The organism is Pandoraea sp. ISTKB, assembly GCF_001721285.1.
GTDB classification, from domain to species: Bacteria; Pseudomonadota; Gammaproteobacteria; order Burkholderiales; family Burkholderiaceae; genus Pandoraea; species Pandoraea capi.
The window spans coordinates 111,561-136,775 of record NZ_MAOS01000094.1 but is presented as its reverse complement, the minus strand read 5'-3'; the positions used below and the strand labels follow the sequence as shown (position 1 = coordinate 136,775).

Annotated in this window: 16 protein-coding genes; 9 read left to right on the top strand and 7 right to left on the bottom strand. The window is 63.1% G+C overall.

Annotated elements, in window-relative coordinates:
* The first annotated feature begins 69 nt into the window (after positions 1-69).
* Positions 70-2,634: a [protein-PII] uridylyltransferase gene (locus A9762_RS26640; protein ID WP_069344973.1), complete on the top strand. Its 2,565-nt coding sequence runs from the start codon at positions 70-72 to the stop codon at positions 2,632-2,634.
* Positions 2,631-4,421 carry a pseudouridine synthase gene (locus tag A9762_RS26635; RefSeq protein WP_069344972.1) on the top strand — a complete coding sequence of 597 codons (1,791 nt, stop codon included), beginning with the start codon at positions 2,631-2,633 and terminating at the stop codon, positions 4,419-4,421. The genes A9762_RS26640 and A9762_RS26635 overlap by 4 nt, the downstream gene beginning before the upstream one ends.
* A gap of 156 nt (positions 4,422-4,577) precedes the next feature.
* Here A9762_RS26635 and def read toward each other — a convergent pair whose 3' ends face one another.
* From def to A9762_RS26610, 5 genes are all read right to left on the bottom strand, one after another.
* Entirely contained in the window at positions 4,578-5,111 is a 534-nt protein-coding gene (gene def / locus A9762_RS26630; RefSeq protein ID WP_069344971.1) for a peptide deformylase, read from the bottom strand.
* Between the two features lie 16 nt (positions 5,112-5,127).
* Positions 5,128-7,263, bottom strand: a complete 2,136-nt coding sequence (gene ligA / locus A9762_RS26625; RefSeq protein WP_069344970.1) for an NAD-dependent DNA ligase LigA — start codon at positions 7,261-7,263, stop codon at positions 5,128-5,130.
* 184 nt (positions 7,264-7,447) lie between these two features.
* Positions 7,448-8,950, bottom strand: a complete 1,503-nt coding sequence (locus A9762_RS26620; RefSeq protein ID WP_069344969.1) for a cell division protein ZipA C-terminal FtsZ-binding domain-containing protein — start codon at positions 8,948-8,950, stop codon at positions 7,448-7,450.
* 39 nt (positions 8,951-8,989) lie between these two features.
* Positions 8,990-12,505 (bottom strand): chromosome segregation protein SMC, encoded by a 3,516-nt coding sequence (gene smc, locus A9762_RS26615; RefSeq protein WP_069344968.1) that lies wholly within the window; start codon positions 12,503-12,505, stop codon positions 8,990-8,992.
* A 155-nt stretch (positions 12,506-12,660) separates the two neighbouring features.
* Positions 12,661-13,659, bottom strand: a complete 999-nt coding sequence (locus tag A9762_RS26610; protein ID WP_083254322.1) for a DMT family transporter — start codon at positions 13,657-13,659, stop codon at positions 12,661-12,663.
* A 364-nt stretch (positions 13,660-14,023) separates the two neighbouring features.
* On the opposite strand from A9762_RS26610, the gene dapC reads away from it, so the two are divergent.
* From dapC to A9762_RS26575, 7 genes are all read left to right on the top strand, one after another.
* Positions 14,024-15,226: a succinyldiaminopimelate transaminase gene (dapC, locus tag A9762_RS26605; RefSeq protein WP_069344967.1), complete on the top strand. Its 1,203-nt coding sequence runs from the start codon at positions 14,024-14,026 to the stop codon at positions 15,224-15,226.
* A 24-nt stretch (positions 15,227-15,250) separates the two neighbouring features.
* Positions 15,251-16,078 carry a 2,3,4,5-tetrahydropyridine-2,6-dicarboxylate N-succinyltransferase gene (gene dapD / locus A9762_RS26600; RefSeq protein ID WP_069344966.1) on the top strand — a complete coding sequence of 276 codons (828 nt, stop codon included), beginning with the start codon at positions 15,251-15,253 and terminating at the stop codon, positions 16,076-16,078.
* 106 nt (positions 16,079-16,184) lie between these two features.
* A complete protein-coding gene (locus A9762_RS26595) occupies positions 16,185-16,532 on the top strand; it encodes an ArsC family reductase (RefSeq protein WP_069344965.1) in 348 nt (115 codons plus the stop codon).
* Positions 16,533-16,536: 4 nt separating this feature from the next.
* Complete coding sequence (gene dapE / locus A9762_RS26590) at positions 16,537-17,688, top strand: succinyl-diaminopimelate desuccinylase (RefSeq protein WP_069344964.1); 1,152 nt, start codon at positions 16,537-16,539, stop codon at positions 17,686-17,688.
* Positions 17,689-17,712: 24 nt separating this feature from the next.
* Positions 17,713-18,609, top strand: coding sequence for a 50S ribosomal protein L3 N(5)-glutamine methyltransferase (gene prmB, locus A9762_RS26585; protein WP_069344963.1), 897 nt, complete (start codon positions 17,713-17,715; stop codon positions 18,607-18,609).
* Positions 18,610-18,742: 133 nt separating this feature from the next.
* Positions 18,743-20,170, top strand: a complete 1,428-nt coding sequence (gene cls / locus A9762_RS26580) for a cardiolipin synthase (RefSeq protein WP_069344962.1) — start codon at positions 18,743-18,745, stop codon at positions 20,168-20,170.
* 254 nt (positions 20,171-20,424) lie between these two features.
* Entirely contained in the window at positions 20,425-22,362 is a 1,938-nt protein-coding gene (locus tag A9762_RS26575; RefSeq protein ID WP_069344961.1) for an ATP-binding cassette domain-containing protein, read from the top strand.
* A 148-nt stretch (positions 22,363-22,510) separates the two neighbouring features.
* On the opposite strand, the gene radA is transcribed toward A9762_RS26575, so the two are convergent.
* Positions 22,511-23,884: a DNA repair protein RadA gene (gene radA / locus A9762_RS26570; protein WP_069344960.1), complete on the bottom strand. Its 1,374-nt coding sequence runs from the start codon at positions 23,882-23,884 to the stop codon at positions 22,511-22,513.
* Positions 23,885-23,906: 22 nt separating this feature from the next.
* The gene (gene alr / locus A9762_RS26565; protein WP_069344959.1) at positions 23,907-24,977 is read right to left on the bottom strand and encodes an alanine racemase; all 1,071 of its coding nucleotides are present in this window, start codon (positions 24,975-24,977) and stop codon (positions 23,907-23,909) included.
* Positions 24,978-25,215 lie beyond the last annotated feature (238 nt).

Sequence of the window (25,215 nt, the reverse complement as noted above, 5' to 3'; positions counted from 1 at the left end):
CAACTTCGGCGGTCGCCCGGCCCCGACACTTTTCGGCCTCAGTCGTTAATCCACCCTCTGGAAGCCGCCATGCACGCACGTGCACACGCCCCTTCACCGCTACGTCAGGCCCTCAAGGACCGCAAGACGGAACTCGTCGAGCGCTTCGCCACGCACGGCAAGATCGACGTGCTTCTGCACGGCTTGTGCCACGCCGTCGATCAGTCGATGCGCGATGCATGGGTCGAATTCCAGATGCCAGAGGACTTTGCGCTTGTGGCCGTCGGTGGCTACGGGCGTGGCGAGTTGTATCCGTATTCGGATGTCGACATTCTGCTGTTGCATCGCAGCGCCGAAGCCGACGCGCTGACCTCGCACGTCGAGCCTTTCATTGGCTTCCTCTGGGACATTGGCGTCGAGATCGGCTCCTCCGTGCGAACCGTCGACGAGTGCATTTCCGAGGCGCACGCCGACATCACGGTGCAAACGAGCCTGCTCGAAGCGCGACTTCTTACCGGGAATCAGGCACTTTTCGACGAGTTCCAGCAACGCTTCTCGGCAGATCTCGACCCGCTCGCGTTCTTCCGAAGCAAGCAGTTGGAGATCCGCCAGCGTCACGCCAAGTATCAGGACACGCCTTACAGCCTCGAACCGAACTGCAAGGAAAGCCCAGGCGGATTGCGCGACCTGCAAGTCATTCTGTGGATGACGAAGGCCGCTGGCCTCGGCAACAGCTGGGCAGAGCTATCCGCACGCGATCTGTTGACGGACCGCGAACTGAAGGAACTGCGGCGCAACGAGCAATTCCTGAAAGGTTGGCGTGCCCGCCTGCATTTGCTGGCGCGACGACGTCAGGATGTTCTCGTGTTCGACCTTCAGACGGCGCTCGCGCAAAGCCTCGGCTTCGACGCTACGACGACGAAGCGGGCCAGCGAGCAGCTCATGCGTCGGTACTATTGGGCAGCGAAAGCCGTCACGCAGCTCAACACCGTGCTCTTGCTGAACGTGGAAGCGCGCCTGTTCCCGCAGACCAGCGGCGTTACCCGCGTTATCAACGAGCGCTTCGTCGAGAAGCAAGGCATGATCGAAATCGTGGATGACGAGCTGTACGAGCGTCATCCGAATGCGATTCTCGAAACGTTCCTGCTCTACGAGCAGGTCGTCGGCGTGAAAGGGTTGTCTGCCAGAACGCTACGCGCGCTGTACAACGCTCGCGAATTGATGAACGCACAATGGCGGGCCGATCCGGAGAACCGTCGCACATTCCTGGCCATCCTCCAGCAACCGCAGGGCATCACTCATGCTTTGCGATTGATGAATCAGACGAGTGTACTGGGCCGCTACCTGATCAATTTCCGCCGTGTCGTGGGGCAGATGCAGCACGATCTGTATCACGTGTACACGGTCGATCAGCACATCCTGATGGTCGTGCGTAACATTCGCCGTTTCGCTGTCGCAGAACACACGCACGAGTATCCGTTCTGTAGCCAGTTGATCGCGAACTTCGACCGTCCGTGGGTGCTGACGATTGCCGCCCTCTTCCATGACATTGCCAAAGGGCGCGGCGGTGATCACTCGACGCTCGGCATGGTCGACGCGCGAACGTTCTGCACGCGTCACGGCATCTCCAAGGAAGACACGGAATTGATTGTCTGGCTCGTCGGTGAACATCTGACGATGAGCACCGTCGCGCAGAAGCAGGACACCACCGATCCCGAAGTCATCCGCCGCTTCGCAGAAAAAGTGGAAAACGAACGGCGCCTCACAGCGCTCTATCTCCTGACGGTGGCCGACATTCGCGGCACAAGCCCGAAGGTGTGGAATGCGTGGAAAGGCAAGCTGCTCGAAGACCTCTATCGGCTGACGTTACAGGTGCTGGGCGGCGCCAATCCAGACCCGCATTCGCAACTGAAAACGCGCAAGGAAGAAGCGCTCGGATTACTGCGCCTGTACACGGTGCCCGAGCGCGCGCAGGAAGCGTTGTGGAATACGTTGGACGTTGCGTATTTCCTGCGTAACGACCCGGCTGACGTGGCCTGGCAAACGCGTCATCTGTGGCGGCATGTCGACAGTGAATCGCCGATCGTGAAAGCACGTCCGTCACCGATTGGCGAAGGACTGCAAGTGCTGGTCTACGTGCGCGATCAAGTCGATCTGTTCGCGCGTATTTGCGGCTATTTTGAGCGCAAGGGCCTGTCGATTCTCGACGCCAAGGTACATACGACCAGTCAGGGTTTCGCACTGGATAGCTTCCTGCTGACCGACCCTGGCCTCGACACCAGTTATCGCGACATCATCAATCTGGTGGAAAGTGAACTGGTATCGCTACTGACGCGCCCCGAACCGCTGGCCGAACCGAGCAAGGGGCGCCTGCCTCGACGCTCGCGCAGCTTCCCGGTCACACCACGGGTCGACCTCCGGCCCGATGAGCGCGGCCAGTATTACCTGCTGTCAGTGTCGGCCAACGACCGCACCGGCTTGCTATACGCGGTCGCTCGCGTGCTTGCGCGTCATGGCGTTAGCGTGCGAACCGCCCGCATCAATACCCTCGGCGAGCGTGTCGAAGACACGTTCCTGCTCGATGGCAGCCGTTTGCAGGACAGCCGCCTGCAAATTGCCGTCGAGACCGAATTACTCGAAGCATTGGAACCATGAGCGATACCCCCCGCGCCAAACTGAGCGCGAAACACCCCCGAACCCTCGACAAGACTCGCGCACCTGTGCGTTCGTCCGGCGCGCTGCGTCGTCCGACCAAGTCGGTGCCTGCGTCAATGCTCGACGCCAATGGTGCGCCCAAGAAGCCTGCCGGGAAGCCGGCACGTCCGCGTCCGGCAGACGATGCTTCGGCGCAGACCGGTGCACGCCGTCCGGCAGGAAACAGCACTGCACCTCGCAAACCGGCCGGTGGCGCGGCGCCTTATGAGAAGCGTGCGACGGGCGAACGCCCGCCGGCACGTGGTCAGCGCGAGCGCGTTGCTGGCGCTCGCCCGCCCAAGCGCGACTTTGACGACCGCGCACCGCGTCGCTTCGACGAAGACCGTCCGCGCCGCAATACCGAAGGTGGTGCTCGTGGCGATTTCGCCCGTCCGCCCAAGCGGGACTTCGACAACCGCGCACCGCGTCGCTTCGATGAGGACCGTCCGCGCCGCAACACCGAAGGTGGTGCTCGTGGCGATTTCGCTCCTCCGCCCAAGCGCGATTTCGATGACCGTGCGCCGCGTCGCTTTGACGAGGAGCGTCCTCGCCGTAACACCGAAGGTGGCGCTCGCGGCGACTTCGCTCGTCCGGTCAAACGAGATTTCGACGACCGCGCACCGCGTCGCTTCGATGAGGACCGCCCGCGCCGCAACACCGAAGGTGGTGCTCGCGGCGATTTCGCTCGTCCGGTCAAACGAGACTTCGACAACCGCGCGCCGCGCCGTTTCGATGAGGACCGTCCGCGCCGTAACACCGAAGGTGGCGCACGTGGCGATTTCGCTCGTCCGCCCAAGCGTGACTTTGACGACCGCGCACCGCGTCGCTTCGATGAGGACCGTCCGCGCCGTAGCGGTGAGGGTGCTCCCCGAGGACGTTTCGCCCGCGACGATCGCGAGAATCCGGCGAAGCGCACCGCGCGCCCAGCCCGTGCACCGCGCGTCGAGCGCGATGACGAAGACGACGACATCAAGGTTCATCATGACGCTGTAGGTTCGCTGCGTCTGTCGAAGCGCATGTCCGAACTCGGCCTCTGCTCGCGACGCGAAGCAGATGAGTGGATCGAAAAAGGCTGGGTGCGTGTCGACGGCAAAGTGGTGAAGGAACTCGGCACCAAGATCCTGCCCACGCAGGAAATCACGGTCGTCCACGCGGCACAAAAGGAGCAGGCCAACCGTGTCACCATCCTGCTGCATAAGCCCGTGGGCTATGTCTCCGGGCAAGCGGAAGACGGTTACGATCCTGCAGTGGTGCTCGTGACGAGCGAGCACCATTGGGCCGAAGACGACGCCGGCGTACGCTTCTCTCCCTCCCACCTGCGCAGCCTCGCGCCTGCCGGACGCCTCGACATCGACTCGACCGGGCTTCTCGTCCTCACACAGGACGGCCGCATCGCCAAGCAGTTGATCGGTGAGGACTCGGATATCGAGAAGGAGTACCTCGTGCGCGTCTCGTACAACGAGCACACGCAGAACGTGGACGCCCATTTCCCCGCCGAACGCCTCGCCCTGCTGCGCCATGGGCTGGAACTCGACGACCAGCCGCTCAAGCCGGCGCAGGTCGACTGGCAGAATCCGGAGCAGTTGCGCTTCGTCCTGAAGGAAGGCAAGAAGCGTCAGATCCGCCGGATGTGCGAACTGGTCGGCTTGCACGTGACCGGCCTCAAGCGCGTACGTATGGGACGCATCACGCTCGGCAACCTGCCCGTCGGTGAATGGCGTTATCTGCGTACCGGCGAAGGATTCTGATCGGTCCTTGACTCATCGAACGCAGTCATGAAAAAGCCCGCCTTCAAGGCGGGCTTTTTCATCCAACGCGGCAGCGATCACCGATCCACCGGCACCAGCACCAGCACCAGCACCAGCACCAGCACCAGTACCAGTACCAGTACCAGCAAGCGTGCCTCAGTCGTCACTATTCGGATCGAGTCCCGGGAACAGGATTTCGGTGAAACCGAATTTGCTGAAATCGGTAATGCGCATCGGATAGAGCTTGCCGATCAGGTGATCGCACTCGTGCTGCACCACGCGGGCATGAAAGCCTTCGGCCACGCGATCGATGGCGCGTCCTTGCTGATCGAACCCTTCGTAACGAAGCATCGAGTAGCGATTGACCATGCCGCGCAGTCCCGGTACCGACAGACACCCCTCCCACCCCTCTTCCATATCCTGCGTGAGCGGCGTAATGGTCGGATTGATGAGCACAGTCTCCGGCACCTCGGGCGCGTCCGGATAACGCTCGTTATGCTCGAAGCCGAAGATCACCACCTGCAGATCGACACCGATCTGCGGGGCGGCAAGCCCTGCGCCGTTCGCATGTTTCATGGTTTCGAACATATCGGCGACGAGCTCGTCCAGCTCGGGCGTGCCGAATTGTTCGACAGGTTTGGCAATACGCAGCAAGCGCGGATCACCCATCTTCAGAATGTCGCGAATCATCGGTTGGATCCTCACATCAAAGCGCAGCCAACATCGCGCGCATAGCGTCTTCGTCGAGCACCGGCACACCCAGCGCCTCAGCCTTCGCCAACTTGCTGCCCGCTTCCGCCCCCGCCACCAGGTAGTCGGTTTTTGCAGAAACGGAGCCTGCAACCTTTGCTCCCTGCGCTTCGAGCATTGCCTTCGCTTCGTCTCGCGAGAGCGTCGGCAGCGTACCCGTCAGCACAAAAGTCTTGCCTGCCAATGGCAGGGGCGCCACGGCGGCTGGCTCCGACTCCGGCCAGGTCACACCCGCTGCGCGCAGTTGCTCGATCACTTCGACATTATGATCTTCGCAGAAAAAATTGTTGATCGACTCGGCCACAATGGGTCCGACGTCGGGCACCGCCAGCAGTTCCGTGAAATCGGAGTCACGCTTGCACACAGCGATGAGATTATCGAGCTTGCCGAAATGACGTGCGAGATCCTTGGCCGTCGCCTCACCCACATGGCGAATGCCCAGCGCGAAGATGAATCGCGCCAACGTCGTGTGACGCGCCTTTTCCAATGCCGCCACGAGATTGGACGCCGACTTGTCTGCCATCCGATCCAGCGCCGCCAGCTTCGCCACGCCCAGTTTGAACAAGTCTGCGGGCGTCCGAATGATCTGCTGGTCGACGAGTTGCTCCACGAGCTTGTCGCCGAGCCCCTCGACATCAAGCGCACGACGCTGCGCAAAATGCAGCAACGCCTGTTTGCGCTGCGCGGCACAAATGAGGCCGCCCGTGCAACGGGCAATCACTTCGTCCGGCAGCTTCTCGATGGCCGATCCACACACCGGGCACGCCGTCGGCATGACGAAGGCGCGGGCGTCCGCCGGGCGGCGATCCAGCACCGACCCGACCACTTCGGGGATCACATCTCCCGCACGACGCACGATCACGGTGTCGCCGATCATCACGTCCTTGCGACGAATCTCATCCTCGTTATGCAGCGTGGCGTTCGTCACCGTCGCGCCACCCACGAACACGGGCGCCAGTCGGGCGACCGGCGTGATCGCGCCCGTACGTCCCACCTGCACTTCGATATCCAGCAGTGTCGTCAGCGCTTCCTGCGCCGGGAATTTGTGGGCCAGTGCAAAGCGAGGCGCACGTGAGACGAAACCGAGGCGATCCTGCTCGTCGCGACGATTGACCTTGTAGACCACACCGTCGATGTCGTACGGCAACGACGCTCTCGCCTCGCCCACGGCGCGATAGAACTTCAGTAGCCCGTCCGCCCCCTTCACGACCTCGCGACGATCATTCACCGGAATGCCCAGCGTGACGTACCAGTCGAGCAACGCCGAATGCGTTTCCGGCATGGATACGCCAACCAGTTCACCCACGCCATAAGCGAAGAACGACAGCGGACGTTTGGCCGTGATCTTCGAATCAAGCTGACGCAAGCTCCCGGCCGCTGCGTTGCGCGGGTTGACGAACACCTTCTCGCCCGCCGCCTCTTGTGCCTGATTGAGTTTGTCGAAGTCGGCCCGGAACATCAGTACCTCGCCGCGCACTTCCAGCACGTCGGGCGGTTGTTCGGTATCGAGCTTCAATGGAATCGTCTTGACCGTGCGAATGTTCGCCGTGACGTCCTCGCCGGTCGTACCGTCTCCGCGCGTCGCGGCCTGCACCAGCACGCCCTGCTCATACCGCAAGGCAATGGCCAGCCCGTCGAACTTCAGCTCGGCGGCGTACTCGACCGACGATCCGAACAAATCATCGGACGGTGCATTCGCGGCACCGGCGGCATTCGCAGGCGTCGCGTCGCGCAACCCGTCGGACACGCGACGATCGAACGCCTCGACATCCTCGTCGGCAAAGCCGTTATTCAGCGACAACATGGGTACGCGATGCACGACCGGCGCAAATCCGTCGACAGGTTTGCCGCCCACGCGTTGGGTCGGCGAATCGGCGCGCTGCAATGCTGGGAAATCGTTTTCCAGCGCGACCAGTTCGCCAAACAAACGATCGTATTCGGCGTCGGGAATCAGCGGCGCGTCGTCCTCGTAATACGCGCGGTTATGACGCGCCAACTCGATGCGCAATTCGGCAGCGCGTTGGGCAGCTGCCGTGGCATCGGCAGTCGTAGGGGCGTTCGCGCCCTGACCCGGAACGGAAGTTTGGGACATGCGTGCAAGACTCGGGGTACGAGAAGTCAGAACATTATGCCTTCGACGCACGCACCTGCGCGCCGTCGATAGGTGGAATCAATCGGAACAAAAACGCCGCTCACCCGACGGTGAACGGCGTGCATCGAACGCGGCTCGAAAACGAATGGCTTAGGTATCGTCCGTTGTCGCGTCGGCCCTGAATTTACTGGCTGAACAGGCGGCGCGTCACAGGCGAACCGGCCGGTAGCCCACGGGCCTCAAGGCGCTCGTACAACTTGAGCAACTGCTTGTCGACGTTTTGCAGTGCAGCATCCGAAAGCGGGCGACGTTGATCGTCCACAACCCGGCCGCCAATGCGTTGCCCGATCGAGCGTGCGTAATCGCACATCAGACGGAACGGCAGCAGGTCTTCGTCGGCAACCGGTACGTCGAGCAGCATCGTGATCAGATCACCGCCCTTGTACGTGAGGTCGTCGCGCAGGAAGTTCGTGTCGCCGAATTGCAGCATGAACACCGGATTCTGGCGGGCGTCGAGCTTGACGAAGCGCATGCCGTCACGCGAGAGCAACAAACCGTCCTGCGTCGCCACCGCCTGCACGTAGTTCGCCGACCACGGCGCACCGTCCGACAGCACGTTGACCGAAAGCTGAGCGTCGCACTGCGCGGCGAACGCATCGAGTTCACGGCCTCGGGCCACCGTCTCCATCATGTCGGGCAGTTCCGGCAAGGCGTCGACGGCGTCCGCCAGCGTTTGCACGAGATTCGAGAATTCGGAGAATTCCACCTCGTTCAGTGCACCCGCGCGGTTGGCCAGTTGTACCGCCATACGCAGTTGGTGATAGCGTCCACCCGTGCGAATCGGCTCCCAGGACGACGCCTCGTCCAGACGGCCTTCCACGTTGACCGGCTTGCTGCCCGCACGGCGCATGCGCACCGTCAGCGGCATCAGACGCTCCGCAGCCACCATATTCGCCAACGGCAACTCGACGATGCAATCGATACGTTCGTCGATGATCGGGGGCGGACCGCTCGGCACAGCCGGACGCGGCGCTGCCACCTGCGTCGATGGCGCAGCGGTCGCCGCAGGAACGACGGGGGCACCCTCGATAGCAGAGGCAACGTCCGGCGCTCCGGCAGCAGCAGCGACGGCACCGGCCGTCGCCGCGTCGACCGTATCGTCGGCAGCCAGTTCTGCATCGACGCGAGCCACGGCGCTGACCGCATCGGCTTCCTGTGCATCGCGCGCTACGGCATCATCTTCCTGTCGGGCGGCGGATTCGGCATCAGCAACTTGTGCCGTCGCCACCGACTCACCCGACTCCCCGGCACCACCCGCCTCGGCCGCAGCGCGAGCGGCGGCCTCCTGCGCAGCACGCTTGCGAGCCGCCGGCGGCGCATCCCAGGCATCTTCGTTGATGGCAAAAGCGTCTTGCACCGACGTCGTCGCCGTTGCCGGCCCAAGCGTCGGTTCACGGCGCTCGCCCGATTGCGCGGGTACGCGCGGCGGCGAAAGCGTCGGTTCGATGAACGGGCGGTCGTCGTCGGCATCCGGCGCACCGGCGGTCGCATCGATGCCTGCACCGTCGACCGGCATCCGACGCGGTATGCGTGCCCGTGCCTTGCTGCCTTGCCAGGCGTTATAGGCCACTACCCCCAGCAGTACCACTACCCCTGCGGCAATCAAGCTCAGCTGCAGTTCATTCATGCGCGGCGTTCCTCTCTCTTCTCCATCGTGGGCGCGGGGTCAGGCGATCTCGGCCAGATTGATCGCTGACTCCATGTCCACAGCCACAATCCGCGACACCCCTTGCTCCTGCATGGTGACGCCGATGAGCTGATTGGCCATTTCCATCGCGATTTTGTTATGCGAAATAAATACGAATTGGGTACGGTCCGACATGCGCGCCACCATCTTGGCGTAGCGCTCGGTGTTGGCGTCGTCGAGCGGCGCATCAACCTCGTCGAGCAAACAGAACGGCGCCGGATTGAGCTGGAACATCCCGAACACCAGCGCAATGGCCGTGAGCGCCTTCTCTCCACCAGACAGCAAATGAATCGTAGAGTTCTTCTTGCCCGGGGGCTGCGCCATGACTTGCACACCTGCGTCGAGAATTTCGTCGCCGGTCATGATGAGCTTCGCCTGTCCGCCGCCAAACAACATCGGGAACAGCTCGCCGAAATGCTTGTTCACTTCGTCGAACGTGCCTTGCAGCAACACGCGCGTTTCTTCGTCGATCTTGCGGATGGCGCCTTCGAGCGTCTCGATGGCGTCGTTCAGGTCGGCCGACTGCGCATCGAGGAAGACCTTGCGCTCGCGCGCCGTCTCCAACTCTTCCAGCGCGGCCATGTTGACCGGGCCGAGTGCGTTGATCGCGTTGTTGATGCGGGTCACTTCACCTTGCAGATACGACGGCTTCATATCCGTCGTCAGCTTGGCCGACAGCGCCTCTTCGTCGACTTCGGCGGTCGTCAGTTGCTCGACGAACTGTTCGCGATTCAACCGCGCCGCCTGCTCCTTCAACTGCAGTTCCGTGATGCGATCGCGCAGCGGCTGCAACCCGCGCTCGGCCGCCAGCCGTTCTTCGTCGCTCTGGCGCAGCTTCTGCGTCAGAGCATCGAGTTCGATACGTGCAGCGCCGAGAATCTCTTCCTTCTCGGCACGCAGTTCGAGGGCGTCCTGCAAACCGTTTTCTGCGGTTTGCTCGGTGATTTGTGCGAGTTCCGCCTGTGCCTGCTCGATCGAGACGACCAGACGCTCGGCCTGTTCGAGCGCCGTCTGAATACTGCGACGGTGTTCGTCGATCTTGCTCGAGATGCCCTTCTGACCGTAAGACGCTTCCTGCGCCAGACGCTCGAGCTCACGGGCACGGTTGCGCGCATCGGACAGTCGACTGTCGAGCGACTCGAACTCGAGTTGGCCGTCTTCGAACGTGGCCTGCAATTCCGCCAGACGCGAATCGCTTTGCTCGAAGTTCGCCTCCGACTCGGCCCGCATGGCCAGTTGCTCTTCGATCTGCGCGGTAATTTCACGCAGTTCTTCGTCGATCTGCGTACTGCGGGCGTTATAGCGCTCGTAGGCTTGCGTGAGTTTGAGCACGTCCATCTGCAGGGCGTGGACACGTTGCGTGGCACGCTCGGCGCGGGCACGAACTTCCGTCAGCGCCTGCGCCGCCTGGCTGTACGCCGCCTCGGCACGCACCGCCGCCGACTTGGCTTCGTCGGAGAGCAAGGCTTGTGCGCGCAGTTGCTTGCCGAGATTCTCAATTTCCTGCTGACGGGCGAGCAAACCGGCTTGTTCGGAGTCCGCGGCATACAACTGCACGCCGACACGCGTTACCTGATGGCCCGCCTTGACGACAATCGACGCGCCCTCGGGCAGTTGCGCCCGCACGACCATGGCTTGCGCCAGATCGTCGGCGACGAACACGTGACCGAGCCATTCCTGCAAGACCGCGCGCAGGCCCGGATCGTCGATACGCAACAACGCCAACAACGGGCGCAGCGACGCGGGCGCTTCTTGGGGACGCGCAGCAGGCGGCGGCGAATAGAACGCCAGTTTGGCCGGCGGCGCATCGCTCGCGAAGGCCTTCACCCAATCGAGGTTGCTGATTTCCAGCGCAGCCAGACGCTCGCGCAGCACCGATTCGAGCGCGTTTTCCCAGCCCGGCTCGATATGCAGCTTCTTCCACAGACGCGGCAGTTGCGCCAGCTCGTGCTTGTCGAGCCACGGCTGCACCTTGCCTTCCGTCTGCACACTTTCCTGGAGCTGCTTGAGCGCCGTCAGACGCGCCTCAAGCTGCGCAATCGTCGCAGCCTCGGACTGCACCCGGGCTTGTGCTTCGGCACGCTCGGCTTCGAGGCGCGGCAGACGCTCCTGTGCATCAGCCAGTTCGGCCTGCGCATCTTCGAGCATCGCCTGATGTTCGGCCAGATCGGCCCGCTGCATCTCCAGCTCGGCCTCATCGGGCTTGTCGAGCCCGCGGGCTTCGCCCTGCAAACGCTCCTGGCGCTGCTGCAACTGCTGCAATGCCTGATCGGCATTACGTTGATGCGCGGCTTCAAGTTTCAGACTCTGCTCAACCTGCGCGATCTCGCTACGTTGTTCGTTGAGGAGGTTCTGCGCGTCGCGCCAGCCGGATTCCAGCGCAGGCAGCGCCTCATTCTGCTCGGCGGCCTGATCCTGTGCAGTCGCAGCACGCTCTTCCGCAATGATGAGCTCTTCTTCGGCGAGTGCCAGTTCTTCTTCGGACTGTGCCGAACGGGCCTGCCACTGCTCGCGCTGCGACGTCAGCGCCGCCAGTTGGGCCTGCACGCGATTACGCGATTCGACGACGTAACGAATTTCGGCTTCGAGACGGCTGACTTCCGAGTTCGCCTCGTACATGGCGCCTTGTGCGGCCTGCACGGCATCGGTGGCCGTGTAATGCGCCGCGCGCAGTGTCTCGAGGTCCGACTCGGAGCCGCGCAAGCGCGCCATTTGCGCTTCGAGATCGACCTGCGCCGATTCGATGGCGCGTTGCTGACGCTCCTGCTCGTTCTGTGCTTCGTTCTTCCGAAGCAGCCAGAGCAGTTGCTGCTTCTCCTCCCCGTCGCGCTGCAAGTCCTTGAATCGATTGGCGACGACCGCCTGCGATTCGAGCTTTTCGAGGTTCGTGCCGAGTTCGCGAAGAATGTCCTCCACGCGCGTGAGGTTCTCGCGCGTGTCCTGCAACCGGTTCTCCGTCTCGCGACGACGTTCCTTATATTTGGAAACGCCCGCGGCTTCCTCGAGGAACACACGCAACTCTTCCGGCTTGGCCTCGATGATCCGGGAAATCATCCCCTGCCCGATGATGGCGTAGGCACGCGGCCCGAGACCGGTCCCCAGGAAGATGTCCTGAATATCGCGGCGGCGAGCCGGCAGGTTATTGATGTAGTAGCTGGAGGTGCCGTCGCGCGTGAGCACGCGCTTGACGGCGATTTCGGCGTACTGGCTCCACTGCCCGGCGGCACGCCCGGCGCTATTGTCGAACACCAGTTCGACGCTGGCGCGGCTCGCCTGCTTGCGGGCAGTCGACCCGTTGAAGATCACGTCCTGCATCGATTCGCCGCGCAGCTCCGAGGCGCGCGACTCGCCGAGCACCCAGCGCACGGCGTCGATGATGTTGGATTTGCCGCACCCGTTCGGGCCGACGATCCCGACCAGTTGGCCGGGCACCGCGAAGTTCGTCGGGTCGACGAAGGATTTGAAGCCAGCGAGTTTGATGGAAGTCAGACGCACGGCAGGTTCGCTTTATCGGTCATTGAATGATGGGAAAGACGCAGACGCGCTAGCTGGTCCTGTCGGGCCTGCGCACGCTGGCGTGGGCAGGCCGCATTACTGCAAATTTCTTGCTGCTTTCCGCCTTGCTTACGGCGATACAGCGACGGTACGCATCATACCATCGCATCCCCCGCCGTCGCGGATTTACAACGCCGCGAATCGGGCAAAATTCCGGAGAGCACGCCGGCCGCCACGATGCACAACCCACCCGCGATTTCCCGCGCCCCCAGCCCCTCGCTGGCCAGCCACCACGACGAGATCGCCGCCACGACGATTTCGAAAAGCATGATGAGCGCGGCCTGATTGGCCGGCACCCTCGCCAGCCCGAACTGAACGATGACGTTGGTCAGTGCAATGGTGCACCCCAGCGCCAGCGCAACCGCCGCGGTCGCAGCGCTCGAGGTCAGCGCCGAGACAGCGGCCTGTCCACCCTGCACCCCACCGTCGAACGGCAGCACCAGCAGGCCGCCGACCACACAGCCAAGATATAGCGTCCAGCTACGCATTTCGCCGCGCACATCCGGCAGCGACTGGCTGACGCGCCGCAGCAACACGTTGTTCATCGCGAACGCCGCACCGGCAATCGCCCCCGCCCACTCGCCAGGGTTGTTCGGCACAGGCCAGCCAAGTTCAGGCGACCAGAGCATCAGCCCGGCACCACCCAGCGCGAGCGCAATCAGCCCCACGCCGCGCGACCCCACACGCTCACCCAGCAGCCAGTGGGCAAACAACGCCGTCCACACCGGGGTCAGATAGAACAGCAGCAACACCCGCATGACATGGCCGTGGGTCGTGCCCCAGACGAACGCGACATTGGTCGTGCCGCCGGCAAACGCCACGCCGACGAGCAGCCAGGACCATCGCAGCGTGCCGAGCGAGCGGCGATAGACCACCGTGAGCAGCAGGATGGCCACGGAGGCGGTGCATATCTGGGCGGGCACGGCCGCTACGCCCCATTGGGCAAGCATTCGATAGGGAAACCAGGCCAGCCCCCATACGGACGATCCGATGAGAATGGCCAGAGCTGGCGCGGCTCGTGCGCCCAAAGAGGTGCTGGCGGCGCCGGACCCAGCCGACTCCGGTCCACGCGCGCCGTTACCGGCTACGGTCATGCTGTTGACTCCTGAAAAACCTGAGATACTCCGCAGACTTGCCTTATTGGCGCCTCGGAATGTGCTGAATTACGCGGTGATCGCGCTTTGTGGGCGCCGTGACGGTATAATTTTCGCTTTACCGATCTTGCCATTCTTGAACGCGTCCGGGAACCCCTTCGCGTGATGAAACGGATAAGCGCAGGCCTATATCCGGCTTGCCGCGCGCCGGACCTGCTGCCATGAAAGGTAGGGTGTCGCATTGCGCACCGACGCGTCCCAGATCTCGCCCAGTCGCCCTGTGCGGCCCCGGGCGGCCCCGAATTTGCTCGTCGACGCCATGAATGGCGTCGCGACCCCTAGCCCTGAGTCTGTTTGAATCCAAGTGAACCCATTACTCGACAAGCTCCAGCCCTACCCCTTTGAACGCCTGAAGTCGCTCGTCGCGGACGTCACGCCCGCGAGCGCGTACAAGGCCATCAGCTTCGGCATCGGGGAGCCCAAGCACCCCACGCCACAGTTCATCAAGGAAGCCCTGATCGAAGGGCTGGGCGGTCTCTCGAACTATCCCGCCACGGCAGGCGGCGAGCCGCTGCGCTCGGCCATCGCCCACTGGCTGGAACGCCGGTACGCGCTGCCCAACGTCAATCCGGCGACGGAAGTGCTGCCGGTCACCGGCTCCCGCGAAGCCCTGTTCTCGTTTGCCCAGGCAGTCGTCGACGGCAGCAAACCGGGCGCCCGGGTGCTGTGCCCGAACCCGTTCTATCAGATCTACGAAGGTGCGACGCTGCTCGCCGGCGCCACGCCTTATTACGCGGACAGCGACCCCGCACGCAACTTCGCACCGGACTACGACGCGGTGCCCGCCGACGTCTGGCGCGACGTCCAGCTCGTCTACCTGTGCTCGCCGGGCAATCCGACCGGCGCCGTGCTGGGACTGGCCGACTGGAAGCGCCTGTTCGAACTGTCCGACCAGTATGGCTTCGTGATCGCTTCGGACGAGTGCTATTCCGAGATCTACTTTGACGAAGAGCGCCCGCCGCTGGGGGGTCTCGCTGCGGCGCACCAACTGGGTCGTGGTTTCGAGCGTCTGGTCGTGTTCTCCAGCCTGTCCAAGCGTTCGAACGTGCCGGGCATGCGCTCGGGGTTCGTCGCCGGCGACGCCGCCATCCTCAAGAAATTCCTGCTCTACCGTACCTACCATGGCTGCGCGATGAGCCCGGCCGTGCAGGCCGCGAGCATTGCCGCATGGAACGACGAAGCACACGTGCGCCTGAACCGCAGCAAGTATCTGAAGAAATTCCAGACGGTCACGCCGATGCTCGCCGAAGTGCTCGACGTACGCCTGCCGGACGCCGGGTTCTACCTGTGGGCGAAGGTCGATGCAAAGACCGGCCTGTCCGATACGGAATTCACGCGCCAGTTGCTGGCGCAATACAATGTGGCCGTACTGCCCGGATCCTATCTGGGACGCGCGGCGCACGGCGCCAACCCGGCCGAAAACTATGTGCGCATCGCCCTCGTGGCCGATGTGGACGAATGCACCGAAGGCGCACAGCGCATCGTGCAATTCTGCCAATCCCTTTAATCCTCACTGCAAACGATTCTCGCCATGTCGCAACAACTGCAAACCATCATCGACCAAGCCTGGGAAAACCGCGCCGAGATCTCGGCCAAGTCCGCCCCCGCCGAAGTCCGCGAAGCTGTCTCGCACGTCATCGCCGAACTGGACGCCGGCGCCCTGCGCGTCGCCCAGAAGCAAGACGGCCAGTGGATCGTGAACCAGTGGATCAAGAAGGCCGTGCTGCTGTCGTTCCGCCTCGAAGATAACGCCGTGATGCCCGCCGGCGGCTTCAGCCAGTTCTACGACAAGGTGCCGAGCAAGTTCGCCGACTACACCGCCGAAGACTTCGCACGCGGCGGCTTCCGCGTGGTGCCGCCGGCCGTGGCCCGTCGCGGCTCGTTCATCGGCAAGAACGTCGTGCTGATGCCGTCGTACACCAACATCGGCGCTTACGTCGATGAAGGCACCATGGTCGATACGTGGGCTACCGTCGGTTCGTGCGCCCAGATCGGCAAGAACGTTCACCTGTCGGGTGGCGTGGGCATCGGCGGCGTGCTCGAGCCGCTGCAAGCCAACCCGGTCATCATCGAAGACAACTGCTTCATCGGCGCCCGCTCGGAAGTCGTGGAAGGCGTGATCGTCGAAGAAAACTCGGTGATCTCGATGGGCGTGTACCTCGGCCAGTCGACCAAGATCTACGACCGCGAAACGGGCGAAGTGCATTACGGCCGCGTGCCGGCCGGCTCGGTCGTCGTGCCGGGCAACCTGCCGTCGAAGGATGGCAAGTACAGCCTGTACTGCGCCGTGATCGTGAAGAAGGTCGACGCGCAAACGCGCGCCAAGACGGCCATCAACGATCTGCTGCGCGGCGAATAAGCCAGCGCGGTATTGCGAGGCGGGTGTCGTAGCGCCAACCACGGCGTGATGCGACGTGCCTGCCTCGCGCCTTGTTTCTGCAATTGCGACATCAGGAGTTCAGGCAATGACAGCGGTGCTGTACGGCATTCCCAACTGCGATACCGTGAAGAAGGCGCGCACGTGGCTCGACGAGCATGACGTGGCGTACGACTTTCACGACTTCAAGAAGGCGGGCGTGAACGACGCACTGCTGGGTACCTGGCTCGCTCAGGTGCCGCTCGCCACGTTGCTCAACCGCAAGGGCACCACGTGGCGCAAGCTCACGCCGGAGCAACAGGCTGCGGCGGCCGACGAATCGGTCGCCCGCACCCTGATGATCGAAAACCCGTCGCTCATCAAGCGCCCTGTGCTGGTGGCCGACGGCAAGGTTTCCGTGGGCTTCACGCCCGACAGCTACGCTTCACGATTCTGATTTCATGACTTCCTCCCAAGGCGCCACGCTGGCGCTTACCGAGCAACTGATCGCCCGTCACTCGGTGACGCCCGAAGACCGCGACTGTCAGGCCATTCTGGCGCGCCGCCTCACGGCGATCGGCTTCGCGTGCGAGACCATCGCCTCGAACGGCGTGACCAACCTGTGGGCGGTCAAGCGCGGCACGCGCGGCACCGACGGCAAACTGCTCGTCTTCGCAGGCCACACCGACGTCGTTCCGACGGGCCCGGTCGAGCAATGGCATTCCGACCCGTTCGCACCGACGCATCGCGACGGCATGCTTTACGGACGCGGTGCTGCCGACATGAAAACGTCGCTCGCCGCCTTCGTCGTCGCCTCGGAGGAATTCGTCGCCCAACATCCGGACCACGCCGGCGCCATCGGCTTTTTGCTGACGAGCGACGAGGAAGGCCCCGCCACCGACGGTACCGTGAAGGTCGTCGAAGCGTTGCAGGCACGCGGTGAGCGTCTGGACTATTGTGTCGTCGGCGAACCGACGTCCAGTCAACGCCTGGGCGACATGGTCAAGAATGGCCGTCGTGGCTCGATGTCCGGCAAGCTCATCGTCAAGGGCGTGCAAGGTCATATTGCCTACCCGCATCTCGCCAAGAACCCGACGCACGTGTTCGCCCCGGCGCTCGCCGAGCTGACGCAGACCGTGTGGGACAACGGCAACGAATACTTCCCGCCGACGACCTGGCAGATTTCGAACATCCACGCAGGCACCGGCGCGACCAACGTCATTCCGGGCGAGTTGATGGTGATGTTCAACTTCCGCTTCTCGACGGCCAGCACGTCCGACGGGCTCCAGCAACGCGTGCATGAACTGCTCGACCGCCACGGCCTGACCTACACCATCGACTGGTCGATCAGCGGTCAACCGTTCCTCACGCCGCGCGGCGATCTGTCGGACGCCCTATCGAGCGCCATTCGCGAGGAAACCGGTCTCGAGACCGAACTGTCGACGACCGGCGGCACGTCGGATGGCCGCTTCATTGCGCGCATCTGCCCGCAGGTGATCGAATTCGGCCCGTGCAACGCCAGCATCCACAAGATCGACGAACACATTGCCGTGGCTGACATCGAGCCGCTCAAGAACGTCTATCGTGGCGTGCTGAAGCGCCTGGTCGCGTAAGGTGTGCGAGGCGAATCCATCATCATGACGACCCAGACCCCTCACCCTTTCCAGACGCTGCGCGACCTGCTGCGCTACGCAGTGTCGCGCTTCACCGAAGCCGAGCTTGCATTCGGTCACGGCTCGGCGTCTGCCTACGACGAAGCCGCCTACCTGCTGCTGCACACGCTCCATCTGCCCATCGATACGCTCGATCCGTTTCTCGACGCACGTTTGTTGCCCGAGGAAATCACGCGCGCGCTGTCGGTGATCAATCGCCGCGCCGGCGAGCGTGTACCGGCGTCGTACATTACGAACGAAGCGTGGATGCACGGCCATCGGTTCTACGTCGATGAGCGCGTTATCGTGCCGCGCTCGTTCGTCGGCGAACTGCTCGAAGATGCGTTGCAGCCGTGGGTCAACCATGCCGAAAGCGTGGCAGACGTCCTCGAACTCTGCACCGGTTCGGGCTGCCTCGCGATTCTCGCGGCGGAGACATTCCCGGCGGCACAAATCGATGCCGTCGACATTTCGCCGGACGCGCTGGACGTCGCCAGGATCAACGTGGCGGACTACGGTCTCGACGATCGCGTCGCGCTTCACCTGGGCGATTTGTACGCCCCGCTGCCTGAGGGCAAGCGCTACGAAGTCATCATCACCAATCCGCCGTACGTGAACGAAGGATCGATGCAGATGCTGCCGGCCGAGTATCTTCATGAGCCGCGCCTGGCGCTGGCCGGTGGGGACGATGGTATGGACGTCGTGCGTCGCATCATCGCGGGCGCTCGCGAACATCTGACGGACGATGGTGTGCTCGTCGTGGAAATCGGCAACGAACGCGAGTTCGTCGAAGCGGCATTCCCCGACCTGCCGATCACGTGGCTGGCAACCAGCGCCGGCGACGACATGGTCTTTCTGGTACAAGCCGCGGATCTTCCCTGAATCCACGGCAACACCGGCGGACATCGATGTCCCGGCATGTTCGCCGATTCCCCCTCGCCTAAGTTCACGCACCCCGGTTACACTCGGGTTCCCGGGTCCGCGCGACTCACGGCATGGAGGAAGGTAGTCCGTCATGGTGCTCAACTGGCTCGACGTCGGCTTTGCCGTCGCCTGTCTGCATGCCCTAGGGATCGCCGCCGCGATCCATGCGGTCCTGACGGTTCGTACGTCACAAGGCGCCGTGGCATGGGCCGTATCGCTCGTGACGATGCCTTATCTCACGCTCATCCCTTACCTGTTCCTCGGCCGCTCGAAATTCGTCGGTTATGTGGAGGCGCGTCGCGCACGCAATGAAGCGTTGCAATCGCGCATGGGAGAGACGCAATGGAGCGGCGAGCCGCCCGTCGCGATGGAAGCCCATCCGGAGTTCGCCTCGCTGACTGCGATGACCGGCATGTCCTTCGTCGCGGGCAACCGTGTTCGGCTGCTGGTCAACGGCCGCGCCACGTTCGACGCGATCTTCGCCGCCATCGACCGTGCACGCGACTACATCATCGTGCAGTTCTTCATCGTCAAGGACGACGCCCTCGGTCGCGCACTTTCTGCACACTTGCTGGCCCGCGCCGCGACCGGCGTGAAGGTCTATTTCCTTTACGACAGCATCGGCAGTCATGATCTGCCGCGCAGTTACTGCGAAAAGCTGCGTCAGGGCGGCGTGCAGGTGCATGAGTTCGCCGCCAAAAGGCGCGGCATCTTCGTCAACCGTTTCCAACTGAACTTCCGCAATCACCGCAAGATCGTGGTGATCGACGGCAACGAGGCATTCATAGGCGGGCACAACGTCGGGGTCGAGTACCTCGGAGAAAAGCCACCGCTCGCGCCGTGGCGCGACACGCATATTTCGGTGCGCGGGCCCGCAGTCGTCGGTATCCAGCGTGCCTTTGCCGAAGACTGGCATTGGTGCACCGGTACGGTACCGGAACTGAACCGGCAACCTGTCGCGTCCGGCGAGGACATGCACTGCCAGGTCGTACCGAGCGGCCCGGCCGATCGTCTGGAGACATCGTCGCTGTTCTTCGTCACCGCGATCAACGCCGCGCAACAGCGCGTGTGGCTCACCACGCCCTATTTCGTGCCGGACGAAGCGGTATTCTCGGCGCTGCGTCTGGCGGTGCTACGCGGTGTCGACGTCCGCATACTGATCCCCGACAGGCCCGATCACTACGTGGTGTTCGAAGCGACGACCTCGTACGCTTACGAAGCCGCCCGTAGCGGCATCAATGTCTATCGCTACCACCACGGCTTCATTCATCAGAAGGTCGTGCTGATCGACGACAGCGCAGCCGCAGTGGGTAGCGCGAACCTCGATAACCGATCGTTCCGCCTGAATTTCGAGCTCATGCTGCTGACTGTCGACCGGGCGTTTGCTGACGACGTCGCCTATATGCTGACCAACGACTTCGAACACGCCACACTCCTGAACAAAGATGACTTTCGGAAGATTCCGAAATGGCGTCAGATCGTGATGCGCGTGTCACGGCTGTTCGCCCCGATTTTGTAGTCATCGCCGCGCCACACGGGTGATCCGGACGGGAGAAAACTAAGACGGCGTGCCTCGTCAAGGGCGCCATCTCACCGGCAAACTCGCTTCATGAAGGCTCCCGCAGCCCTTGGCGAGTCCCGCCGTTGATGCACGTCGTGATGTCTCCCGACGATTTCCGCAGACAATTCACCCACAGTCGGTAAAATACGCGTTTTTCCGCTCAACACGGCGGCCCGCCGGCACTCTCGTGCTCGCCCGCTGCCGTTCCCGCTGTGATCCGATTCGAACACCTCAGCCTCGCGCGCGGCACGAAGCCGCTCTTCGAGGACACCTCCGTGACGCTCAACCCGGGCGAGCGCGTCGGCCTCGTTGGCGCCAACGGCGCGGGCAAATCAACACTGTTCGCCTTGCTGCGCGGACAACTGCATGCTGATGGCGGCGACGTTTTCGTCCCCAGCGGCTGGCGCGTCGCGCATGTGATGCAGGAAACGCCCGCGGTCGAACGCACGGCGCTCGACTACGTCCTCGACGGGGATACACGCCTGCGCGAGATCGAAGCGACCATCGCCGCCGCCGAAGCCGCACATGACGGACACACCCAGGCCGAAGCACACGCCGCCTTCGCCGACGCCGACGGCTACACCGCCCCGGCGCGTGGCGAAGCCCTGCTGCTCGGCCTCGGCTTCACGCTCGCGCAGACCCAGTTGCCCGTCGCCAGCTTCTCCGGCGGATGGCGCATGCGCCTAAATCTGGCGCAAGCGCTGATGTGCCCGTCAGATCTACTGCTGCTCGACGAACCGACCAACCACCTGGATCTCGACGCCATCGTCTGGCTCGAAGACTGGCTCAAGCGCTATCCGGGCACGCTGATCGTGATTTCCCACGACCGCGAATTTCTGGATGAAGTCTGTAACGTCACCCTGCACATCGAGAACCAGCAGATCAAGCGTTACGGCGGCAACTACAGCCAGTTCGAAATCCTGCGCGGCCAGCAACTGACGCTGCAACAAAGCGCATTCGAGAAGCAGAAGAAGACGATTGCCCATCTGGAATCGTTCATCACGCGCTTCAAGGCCAAGGCGTCGAAGGCCCGACAGGCGCAAAGCCGGATGAAGGCACTCGAGAAGATGGAGCGCATTGCGCCCGCGCATGTGGCGTCGCCGTTCACGTTCGAGTTCCGTCCGGCCGACAGCGCCCCGAATCCCATGCTCGTGCTCGAAGCCGTGCGATGCGGTTATGCACTCGACGATGGCAGCGACAAGATCATCCTGCCGCACGTCACGATGTCGGTGCAGAACGAGCAACGCATTGGCCTGCTCGGTGCCAACGGTCAGGGGAAGTCGACCCTCATCAAGACATTGGCCGGCACGCTTGCGCCCCTCGCCGGCACGGTCAAGACCGGCAAGGGCCTTCAGATCGGCTACTTCGCACAGCATCAGGTCGAGACACTGCGTCATGACGACTCGCCGTTGCAGCACTTGCAGCGTCTCGCGCCGGACACGCGTGAGCAGGAGTTGCGCGACTTCCTCGGTGGCTTCAACTTCCGGGGCGACATGGCGACGGCATCGATTGCCCCATTCTCCGGCGGCGAAAAGGCACGCCTCGCGTTGGCGCTGATCATCTGGCAAAAGCCGAATCTGCTTCTGCTCGACGAACCGACCAACCACCTGGACCTCGAAACGCGTCATGCCCTGACGATGGCCCTCGCCCAGTTCGACGGCACGTTGATTCTCGTCTCACACGATCGGCACCTGCTGCGTGCCACGACCGATCAGTTCCTGCTGGTCGCGGGCGGCGAAGTGAAAGCGTTCGATGGCGATCTCGACGACTATCGCGACTGGCTGCTGCAACACGCAGCGGACCAACGCGCGGCAGCGCGGGAAGCCAGCAGCGGTGGCAGCGATAACGCGGGTGACGACGGCGTCAATCGCAAGGATCAGAAACGCGCTGAGGCACAGGAGCGTCAGCGTCTGTCGGAATTGCGCAAACCGCTTCAGCGCAAGATCGAGAAGCTGGAGCAGACGATAAGCAAGCTCTCGGATGAGAAAGCGAAGCTGGACGCGATTCTCGCCGACAGCGGCACCTATGAAGCGGAGAAGAAGACGCTTCTGACCGACAGCCTCAAACAGCAAGCCGAGGTCACGGCCAAGCTCGCGGATGTGGAAGCCGAGTGGCTCGAAGCGCAGGAAGCCATCGAGCAGATCATCTGACGGGATAGCCCAGACAGCACGGGAGCACGGGCAGGCACGTCCGATGCCGGGAATTCCCCGACACCCGACACCGCTGCATCAATCCCGGTGTTAAAAAAAGCCGCTTCGATTTCGCATCGAAGCGGCTTTTTCATTCATGTCTGCGGCATCACAAACCGGCCACGACCGATATCGCCTGTTCCAGACGGTCGACGGCGTGCACTTCCAGCCCGTCGATCGGTTGCTTCGGGGCATTCGCTTTCGGAATGATCGCAATCGAAAACCCGAGCTTGGCGGCTTCCTTGAGTCGATCCTGACCGCGCGGACTCGGCCGGATTTCGCCTGCGAGGCCAACTTCGCCGAACGCGACGATGCCGCGCGGCAACGGCTTGTTACGCAGCGACGAGTGAATCGCAAGCAACACTGCCAGATCCGCCGCCGGCTCCGTGATCTTCACGCCGCCAACGGCATTCAGAAACACGTCCTGATCGAAGCAGGCGATGCCTGCGTGCCGGTGCATCACCGCCAGCAACATCGCCAGTCGGTTCTGTTCCAGCCCGACGGCGAGACGCCGCGGATTCGGCACCTGCGCCGTATCGACCAACGCCTGCACTTCGACGAGCAGCGGACGCGTTCCCTCCTGCGTCACGAGCACGCACGACCCGGGCACGCTCTGCTCATGCTGCGAGAGGAACAGCGCCGACGGATTGGCCACGCCGCGCAGCCCCTTCTCCGTCATCGCGAACACCCCCAGCTCGTTCACCGCACCGAAGCGGTTCTTGAACGCCCGGACCAGACGGTACGACGAATGCGTATCCCCTTCGAAATACAGCACCGTATCGACGATGTGTTCCAGTACGCGAGGCCCGGCGAGGCTACCTTCTTTCGTCACGTGACCGACCATGATGACCGTCACGCCGCTCTGCTTGGCCGTGCGGGTCAGTTGCGCAGCGCACTCACGAACCTGCGCTACCGATCCGGGGGCAGACGTCAGCGCTTCCGAGTAGATCGTCTGAATCGAGTCGATGACGACCACGTCGGGCTTCTCGGATTCGATCGCGCCGAGAATCTTCTCCAACTGGATTTCCGCCAGCAGATCCAGCTCACCTCCGCCCTCACCTGCGGCACCGAGGCCGAGGCGCTGCGCACGCAGCGCGATCTGCGCCCCCGACTCTTCACCACTCACGTACAGCGCGCGTCGTTCACGCGCGAGATGCGCGAGCGATTGCAGCAGCAACGTCGACTTGCCGATCCCGGGATCCCCCCCGATCAGCACGACACCGCCCGCCACCAGACCGCCGCCCAGCACGCGGTCGAACTCACTCACACCGCTGGAAAAGCGCGGAACGTCGGAGGCTTCGATTTCCGCCAGCTTGCGGACCGGCGTACTCTTGGCGAGCGACTGATAGCGATGCCCCGTGGACGCTTCCGCCACCGACTCGACGAGCGTGTTCCAGCCGTTGCAGTTGGGGCATTGCCCCGCCCACTTGGGGGTTTGACCACCGCATTCGGTACAGATGTAGACGGTCTTGGCTTTAGCCATGCAGCAATTCCTGTGGTGACGCTCAGAAAGCGTGAAGCGGCACGCGACGCGCCACCGCACACATCAATTCGTAGCCGAGCGTGCCGGCCGAAGCCGCCACCTCGTCGATGCAAAGACCGCGTCCCCACAACGTGACCGGCGTACCCACACGCGCCTGCGGCACCGGCGTCAGATCGACGGACAGCATATCCATCGACACGCGGCCGATCGTGCGCGTGCGCACCCCGTCGACCAGAATCGGCGTGCCGGTCGGAGCGACACGCGGATAGCCGTCGGCATAGCCGCACGCCACGGTGCCCACACGCATCGGCGCCTCCGCCTTGAACACGCTGCCGTAGCCAACCGTGCCACCGGCCGGGACGTCCTGAATGCCGATCAATTCGGCTTCGAGCGTCATCGTGGGTTGCAGATCGAGTTGCGCCGCCGTCACTTCGAGCCCCTTCGGCGACGAACCATACAGCATGATGCCGGGACGCACCCACGCACCATGCGCACTCGGATGGAACAACGTCGCAGCGGAGTTGGAGAGACTGCGCTCGCCGGGCACGTCGCACGCACCGCGCTCGAACGTCTCCATCTGATAGGCGATGCCGCGCTCGCCATCGGCGTCCGAAAAGTGCGTCATCAGCACAATCTGGCTGACGCCGGCAATCGCGCGGGCACGTTCCCACGCAGCGCGAAAACGCTCGGGCGCGAAACCGAGACGGTTCATGCCGGAGTTCATCTTGAGCTGGATGTTGAGCGGCTTGCTCAGCCGCGTGGTTTCGAGCATGCGCAGTTGCTCGTCGCTGTGCACGGTCGTCGTCAGGCCGTATTTGTCGATGACGGCCAGGTCTTCCGGCTTGAAGAAACCTTCGAGCAGCAGAATGGGACCTGCCCATCCGAGTTCACGCAAACGCACGGCCTCGTCGAGGTCGAGCAGGCCGAAACCGTCGGCGTCGCGCAATCCGGGATAAGCGTTTTCGATGCCGTGTCCGTAGGCGTTGGCCTTCACTACGGCCCATACCTTGGCATTGGGCGCGTGACGACGGGCGACATCGAGATTGTGGGCAAGTGCTGCGGTATGAATCGAAACTTTGATTGGACGGGGCATGGCGAGGATCGAATCTCAGGAGAAGCTCGCCGGCACAGGCCGGCGGCATAACGCATCGGCATATTTTCGTGTTATAAAGCCGTGCGCACAACTTGTTTTGCCGAAATCTTTATCCCGATAACAATATCGGTCTCAGACCGAGGGCGACCGGGCGCCCGACACGGGGGCTTCAAGGCCGAACATACAGTCCATTGACGTCATTTGCATGCTTGATCAGCGCAGATACCCCTGTGTTTAA

Coding starts and splice junctions, on each gene's coding strand:
- ligA (WP_069344970.1), bottom strand. CDS start 7,263: ATGTCCCAAACTTCCGTTCCGGGTCAGGGCGCGAACGCCCCTACGACT.
- def (WP_069344971.1), bottom strand. CDS start 5,111: ATGATTCGCGACATTCTGAAGATGGGTGATCCGCGCTTGCTGCGTATT.
- alr (WP_069344959.1), bottom strand. CDS start 24,977: ATGCCCCGTCCAATCAAAGTTTCGATTCATACCGCAGCACTTGCCCAC.
- A9762_RS26635 (WP_069344972.1), top strand. CDS start 2,631: ATGAGCGATACCCCCCGCGCCAAACTGAGCGCGAAACACCCCCGAACC.
- dapE (WP_069344964.1), top strand. CDS start 16,537: ATGACTTCCTCCCAAGGCGCCACGCTGGCGCTTACCGAGCAACTGATC.
- A9762_RS26620 (WP_069344969.1), bottom strand. CDS start 8,950: ATGAATGAACTGCAGCTGAGCTTGATTGCCGCAGGGGTAGTGGTACTG.
- A9762_RS26640 (WP_069344973.1), top strand. CDS start 70: ATGCACGCACGTGCACACGCCCCTTCACCGCTACGTCAGGCCCTCAAG.
- cls (WP_069344962.1), top strand. CDS start 18,743: ATGGTGCTCAACTGGCTCGACGTCGGCTTTGCCGTCGCCTGTCTGCAT.
- radA (WP_069344960.1), bottom strand. CDS start 23,884: ATGGCTAAAGCCAAGACCGTCTACATCTGTACCGAATGCGGTGGTCAA.
- dapD (WP_069344966.1), top strand. CDS start 15,251: ATGTCGCAACAACTGCAAACCATCATCGACCAAGCCTGGGAAAACCGC.
- A9762_RS26595 (WP_069344965.1), top strand. CDS start 16,185: ATGACAGCGGTGCTGTACGGCATTCCCAACTGCGATACCGTGAAGAAG.
- A9762_RS26610 (WP_083254322.1), bottom strand. CDS start 13,659: ATGACCGTAGCCGGTAACGGCGCGCGTGGACCGGAGTCGGCTGGGTCC.
- prmB (WP_069344963.1), top strand. CDS start 17,713: ATGACGACCCAGACCCCTCACCCTTTCCAGACGCTGCGCGACCTGCTG.